Raw genomic sequence first — 6,445 nt, forward strand, 5'->3', positions numbered from 1 at the left:
CAGGCCGGCCGGTCAGGCATCTACCCCCAGCCTCTCCACAACCAGGCAAGAAGGGTGATAGCTGCCCCGATAACGGAACCGAGCAGCAGGGACGACAGCGCCCGGTGCTTCCGCTCGGCCAAAACCATCAGGGCAAGCGCCGCAAGCGTGCCGGAGAGCAGCGTCACGATCGTCTGGCCGGCGATCACGGCGATCAACGTCGCAAGCGCCGCCAGAACCGCCGCCAGCAGGCTGGGCCGGACCAGCTTCCCGCGGTCGCTGAACCTTGTCTCGATTACAATCGTGACAAGAGCGACGAGCGCGATAAGCGTCCATACCATGCCCGGCATGTTGGCTGCGGCCGCCTCCTGCGCCTTGCGGAGCATCCGGTCCACAGGACCGTAGAAGACCACCATGCCGACGACGACCGCGAACAGGGCAGCCACGAGAACGGCGCCGGCCGCCGTGTCCTTCGCGATCTTCGCCAGCGGATGCAGATCCGGCATCGCCAGATCCACTGCCTTTTCCACCGCCGTGTTAATGAGTTCGGTCATGATGACAAGAACGACTGCCAGCAGCAGGAAAAGAACGTCCCAGTGCGGCAGTCCCAAAATTACGGCAGCCAGAAATACAAGAAAGGCAACAACGAAATGAAATTTCATGTTGCGCTGAGTATCAAAAGCGTATTTAATTCCTTCGTAAGCGAAGCGGAAGCCCCGCAAAAAACGCTGAAAGGAACTCAACGGGTAAGCCCCGCCTTCTGCAGGATCTGTTCCTGCTTCGCGAACATTTCCTGTTCGGCCTCCTCGTTGTCGTGATCGTATCCGATCAGATGCAGAAATCCGTGAACGAATAAAAATCCGAGTTCACGCTCCACGGAATGGCCGTATTCGTCAGCCTGCGCCGCGGCCCGGGGAACCGAAATGACGATATCGCCGAGCGGCTCCTCAAAGCCTTCTTCCCCGTCAGCGTCGGCATCGCCTTCCACCGAATCTTCATCCGGCTCTTCCTCGCCGTAGAGAATAGCGGGTTCGTCCTCCCCCTGCTCCAGCATTGCAAAGGACAGAACGTCCGTCGGACGGTCGATGTTCCGGTACGTACGATTCAGCTCGTGAATCGTCTCGTCGTCTACAAACGTCAGGGCGACTTCCCCGTCCTCAACGCCTTCCTCTTCTCCTGCAAGCTTCAGCAGCTCTTCCAGCTTCTCGGCGAATTTAGGGGAGATCGGCAGGATGTCCTGCTCGTCGTTCCAGGCTAAAATCAGGGCCACGTTTAATTCCTCCTAGATGTATAGGTCAAATGGTTATTTCGCTTTGGCGGGAAGCTCGCTCGGATATTCGATCCGGGAGTGAAAAATGCCCAGCAGAGATTCGTTCAGCGTCTTCGCGATGGTATCCAGTTCTTTCAGCGTCAGATCGCAATCGTTAAACTGGCCGTCATCCAGACGGGATTTAATGATTTTGCGGACCATCGTATCGATCTGCTCAATGGTCGGATTGCGTAGGGAACGAACCGCCGCCTCCACGCAATCGGCGATTCCGACTACGGCCGCTTCCTTGCACTGCGCTTTGGGCCCCTCGTAACGGAAATCTTCCTCGCGCACTTCACGGCCTTCTTCCTCGGCCAATTTCCTTGCTTTGTGATAAAAGAACGTAAGCAGCGTCGTTCCGTGGTGCTGCTCCGCGATATCTCGAATCGGCTTCGGAATGTTGTATTCCTTAAGCATCTCCACCCCGTCACGGGCGTGGGCGGTAATAATGCTTTTGCTCAGCGCGGGATCGATACGGTCGTGCGGATTTTCGATATTCGTCTGATTTTCGATAAAATAGCTCGGCCGCTTCGTTTTGCCGATGTCATGGTAGTAAGAACCGACCCGGCACAGCAGACCGTCCGCTCCGATGGATTCGGCCGCCGATTCCGCGAGATTGCCGACCATGATGCTGTGGTGATACGTCCCGGGTGTCTCCGTCAGCAGCTTGCGCAGCAGCGGATGATTCGGGTTCGAGAGCTCCACTAGCTTAAGCGGGGATAAGATCCCGAACGCCGTCTCGAAAAAGGGTAGGAGCCCAATTACAAACACGGCGGTAAGAATTCCGCTGGCGGCCGAAAAAGACAGCGAGTAAAGCATATCTTGGCGCGTCACGTTGTCCAGAAGCATCAGCGAAACGATCGTAATCATGCCGATAAACGAGATGAGAATTCCCGCTTTCAGAATGGAGGAGCGCTGGCTGGCCTTTTGAATAACGAAGACCGAAGCGAAACACGTAACGAGCGTGACCAGCCCGTATCTGTAATCGAATAGCTGAGTCCCGTGCATGTTGAAAATAATGCTGGACATAATGCTGAACAGGACACTGGCGATAAAGGCGAGCTGCGGATTCAGCAGAATCGTAATCAGCATGCTGCCGATAGCTGCTGGAGCCAAATATCCGATGAACGGATATTCCGGATTTTGCCCAAGGGCCACCACTTTCATGCCGATCATGTTAATGGCGAAAATAAGAACGAACATCAGAAGCTGTGAATTGTTCGTCCGTATCGGCAGCGTACTCTGCCGGACGAACAGATAGATCATCATAACGAACAGCAGGCCCAGCAGCACGAGACCGACGTGAGGCCAATAGTTCGCTTTCTCCTTAAGCAGCTCGGCCGCTTTCAGACGTTTATAGATCTCATCGGTAATGACATCGCCCTCGTTGACGATAATGTCCCCCTGATTGATATAAACGGGCTTGACGTTCTCGCGGACTTCGCCTCTCGCATCGTCCGTTGCTTTCTGATCCAGAAACTTATTCGGCGTGATGACGACTCTGGCAATCTCCTGAACCAGTTCGCGCAGCGTATTTTTGGACAAGTCGGACGAATTGACAAGCTCGGCTACTTTCGCACGGGCCGTCTGGGCATCCGAAATCTGATCGCTCATCAGCTTGGAAACAATTTCCCGGGTAATGGGCGCCATCGCAGCTACATCTTCCTTGGTTAAGCGCGGAAATTTGTAATAAATTTCTTCCGGAATCCGGTATTTCTGGTCGCTGACTTTGGAATTGATTTCATCGATCAACGTTTCGTTGCCGAAATTAGTTTCGCCGATCGTCCGGATCGCCATTTTTTCCGTATCCGCAATTATCGCCGGAATAACGGTCCGGTAGACGCTTACCTTATCTTCGAACTTTACGTCGGGGTCCGCATTGATCTGCAAAATCCGGTCGTAAATCGCATCGATCATCGCTTCGTTCCTAAGATTCGCGATTTTATAGACAGGCTGCAGTTTCTTGGCCGCGTCTTCCTTCGCTTTCTCGGTCGCCACAGAGTTTTCGATCTGGAAAGGGGCATAGATGTTCTTTTCCGCAACCGCGCCCAATTTGATGTCAAATGTCTGTGGAATAAGCCTGGAAAACAAAGTCACGCAGAAAATGAGCATTAGCGCGAAAAGCAGAAGCAAGCGAACCGGAAAACTCGTTTTCCAGCCGCTTAGCTTCGTGTTGGCTTGCATATCTTGTACCGCAACTTCTTTTTTCATGATGGAAGGTCATCCCTCTCTTGCCTCTTCGTTCCCTGTAACTCAACCCGATATTAGCGAGTCCTCATTATAAGCGACGATGATTCTTTGAACTAAGGAATGACGGACGACATCCTGCTCCGCAAATGTAATGAATCCGATTTCTTCAATGCCGTTCAGAATGCGCTGCGCTTCGATCAGGCCCGACGTTTTGCCGCGGGGAAGGTCGATCTGCGTCACGTCACCCGTTACAACCATTTTGGAACCGAATCCCAGACGGGTCAGAAACATTTTCATTTGTTCCGGGGTCGTATTCTGCGCTTCATCCAAAATAATGAAGGAATCGTCAAGCGTACGGCCGCGCATATAAGCGAGCGGCGCGATCTCGATAAGCCCCCGCTCCAGCGATTTCACGACCTGCTCGGGGCCCAGAACATCGTTAAGAGCATCATACAACGGACGTAAATAGGGGTCAACCTTTTCCTGGAGGTCTCCCGGCAGGAAGCCCAGGCTTTCTCCCGCTTCAACCGCGGGCCGGGTCAGAACGATCCGTTTGACCTTGCCTTCCTTCAAAGCCGTAACGGCAAGAACAACCGCCAAGTACGTTTTCCCCGTACCTGCCGGTCCGATTCCAAACACGATGTCTTTCTTCTGTATGGTGGAGACGTACTGTTTTTGTCCGATCGTTTTAACGCGAATGGGCTTTCCTTTGTGGGTGGTCGTAATCTCCCCTTTGAAAAGCTCCAGCAGTTGATCCGCTTTCATCTGCTTGGCGAGCTCGACGGCATACAGCACATCGCGTTCCGTAAGCGGATACTGGTTGCGGACCAGCTCCAACAGTACCTCGAATAAATGTTCCAGCTTGCGGACTTCCTCCGCATCCCCCTGAATCGTAAGCTCCGCGTCCCGGGTAAAAATACGCGCGTTCGTTTCCTGCTCGATCAGATGCAGAAAGCGGTCCTGCGGACCGAATACGGCCTGCGCTACCGAAGTATCTGCAAGTGCTACTTTAATGGTTTTAGCGTTTTCTCCCAAAAGGCCTCATTCTCCTTGCTGTACGATAGGTTGCTCTTCCATGATAAATTCTTCCACTTCAAAATGCACTTCCATATAAACTTTACCATTCTCTGATTTTTCATGCAAAATTTTTTCGGTTACGATGCGCGCGTCTTTCCCCGCTTCGCTCATAAGATCGGCCCGGGCCCGTTCCAGACCGATGGCTTTTGCTTCGGCCGGGTCCAGTTTCCGCTCGACCGTTTCGGAAGCCATAAGCTTCTCGCTTAGCCAGCCGACAGGCAGCTTAAAAGAGCGCCATTGGAGCGTTTTCTGCTCCGGAATCGTCTGATAGTGTTCGAATGGAAGCTTCCCGTAGCCGCTTACCTGGATCCCTTTGGAGCCGAACACGAGATAATTCCGCGTCTTCGAATCGCCCGTATACGTTTCGTACGTTTGGATCATCGGCACCTCGATTTTGGAGGTGTACCAGACCATGCCTTTCACATATCCGTCCGCTACGACGATCTTCTGATTCGCCTCGTCGCCGAGCGTACCGGAAATAAGCACGTCCCCTTTGCGGACGTACGCATTGGGCTGGACGAGCGGACGGCCTCTTTTCGCCTGGATTTCCGTCACGACGGCGTGTTTGGACGCCACAAGATTGCGAGGGCTGACGAGCGGTTTTTCTTCCGGCTTGTCCGCTTCGACGATTTTGATCGTAACCTGAGTGCCCTTAATCTCCACCCCGACCCACGATGTTCCGGGCAGATGGGTTTGCAGGCCGAACGAAAGCTTCTCGGAATCGCCCATCCGGTATTTCCATTGGTGGAGGTACAGCCCTTCTTTACGGGCGGCGTCCAGGATGGTTTGGGTCCCGATCTTTACGTTGCCTTCCACCTTAATCGTCCATACGAAAGAAGACAGAATGAAAAGGGATGCGATAAAAGCAACGCCGCCGGCCAGAAAAGTTTTACGCTTGGCCAATTTCCGGGCAGCGAAGGGCAGTCCCTCGCGCTTTAGCGGATGCATCCGGCAGCCTGTCTCTTTCAGAAGCGGCCGGAGACGCAGCGCATCCCTGCAAGGCAGGCAGAGCTCGACCAACCTGTCTCCCGACACCCGTATGTCCCATAACGAAAACCCTTTGGAAAGTGCACGGTTGATAAACTCCGCCGCTCTTTCGCCCTTCACTTCGATCTTCACGTATCCCTGTATCCACTTTAACACCGCCGATTGCACGCCGAAACTCCCCTTTCCGGACCCGTTATGGCATATATCTGATATCCGCGATAATTCCCTCGATAAGTACTTCTTCCGTTAAAATGGCGCGGATCACCAATTCCTTCCCGCTTACCTCAAGCTTCCCCCGTGTAAGCTGCAGACGCAGCATCTCGCTGGAAAAATGCATAACCCCGCAGTGATTCTCCACGTAAAGCTGGACGTTGCCGATCATCGTGATCCGGGGAATATCTTGTACGACATCCTGCGGAAGGTCGAGCATATTAGCAGTCATTTGCTTCCACTTTTGCGTGAGCCGGCGCATTCTCTCGTCCCTCCCAGCCTTTGCCCCATGCTTTCAGCACGCAGGCGCAAATTCAGGCGCTTCTTGTTCAGACGCTGCTTTTTCCAATCTATGCGAGCCGCACGTGATTTATGAGCGGTGTTTCGTCCCTATCCTGCGGGCCTCGAATCGGAGCATTTCGTGTTTATCGGAATGTAAATAAAGGGAGGGGATAGGTTATACCTGAAATCACTTCGGCATGTGCAGAAGCGACAGAGGAAGATTCACACGCTTAAGACGCCTCCAAGTACCCTTGGGAGACGCCAATCTTTCTGATGAGTATAATATTGGAAAAGACCGTAGAATGCCTCTGCGGGCGTTCTACGGTCTTTGGGACGCCACCCCGGCGGCACGGCTCGCTCGGGCACGGCTCGCTCGGGCACGGCTCGCTCGGGCACGGCTCGCTCGGGCAC

6 protein-coding genes are annotated in these 6,445 nt (G+C 53.7%); all 6 read right to left on the bottom strand.

The window, feature by feature from the left end:
• Positions 1-20: 20 nt before the first annotated feature.
• Genes HMPREF1207_RS05005 through yqfC form a run of 6 tightly spaced genes read right to left on the bottom strand, consistent with a single transcriptional unit; the run spans position 21 to position 6,014 of the window.
• Positions 21-722: a diacylglycerol kinase family protein gene (locus HMPREF1207_RS05005; protein WP_009671647.1), complete on the bottom strand. Its 702-nt coding sequence runs from the start codon at positions 720-722 to the stop codon at positions 21-23.
• A complete protein-coding gene (gene ybeY / locus HMPREF1207_RS05010) occupies positions 719-1,249 on the bottom strand; it encodes an rRNA maturation RNase YbeY (protein ID WP_009671646.1) in 531 nt (176 codons plus the stop codon). The genes HMPREF1207_RS05005 and ybeY overlap by 4 nt, the downstream gene beginning before the upstream one ends.
• 33 nt (positions 1,250-1,282) lie before the next feature.
• A complete protein-coding gene (locus HMPREF1207_RS05015) occupies positions 1,283-3,499 on the bottom strand; it encodes an HD family phosphohydrolase (protein WP_009671642.1) in 2,217 nt (738 codons plus the stop codon).
• A 42-nt stretch (positions 3,500-3,541) separates the two neighbouring features.
• A complete protein-coding gene (locus HMPREF1207_RS05020; RefSeq protein ID WP_009671650.1) occupies positions 3,542-4,513 on the bottom strand; it encodes a PhoH family protein in 972 nt (323 codons plus the stop codon).
• A gap of 6 nt (positions 4,514-4,519) precedes the next feature.
• Complete coding sequence (gene yqfD, locus HMPREF1207_RS05025) at positions 4,520-5,710, bottom strand: sporulation protein YqfD (protein WP_009671641.1); 1,191 nt, start codon at positions 5,708-5,710, stop codon at positions 4,520-4,522.
• A 25-nt stretch (positions 5,711-5,735) separates the two neighbouring features.
• Entirely contained in the window at positions 5,736-6,014 is a 279-nt protein-coding gene (gene yqfC / locus HMPREF1207_RS05030) for a sporulation protein YqfC (protein WP_009671655.1), read from the bottom strand.
• Between the last annotated feature and the right edge of the window lie 431 nt (positions 6,015-6,445).

Source organism: Paenibacillus sp. HGH0039 (assembly GCF_000411255.1).
In the GTDB taxonomy this organism is placed as follows: domain Bacteria; phylum Bacillota; class Bacilli; order Paenibacillales; family NBRC-103111; genus Paenibacillus_F.

What these genes read in the sequence shown, in the direction of transcription:
- yqfC (WP_009671655.1), bottom strand. Translation starts at nt 6,014, where the DNA reads ATGCGCCGGCTCACGCAAAAGTGGAAGCAAATGACTGCTAATATGCTC.
- HMPREF1207_RS05015 (WP_009671642.1), bottom strand. Translation starts at nt 3,499, where the DNA reads ATGAAAAAAGAAGTTGCGGTACAAGATATGCAAGCCAACACGAAGCTA.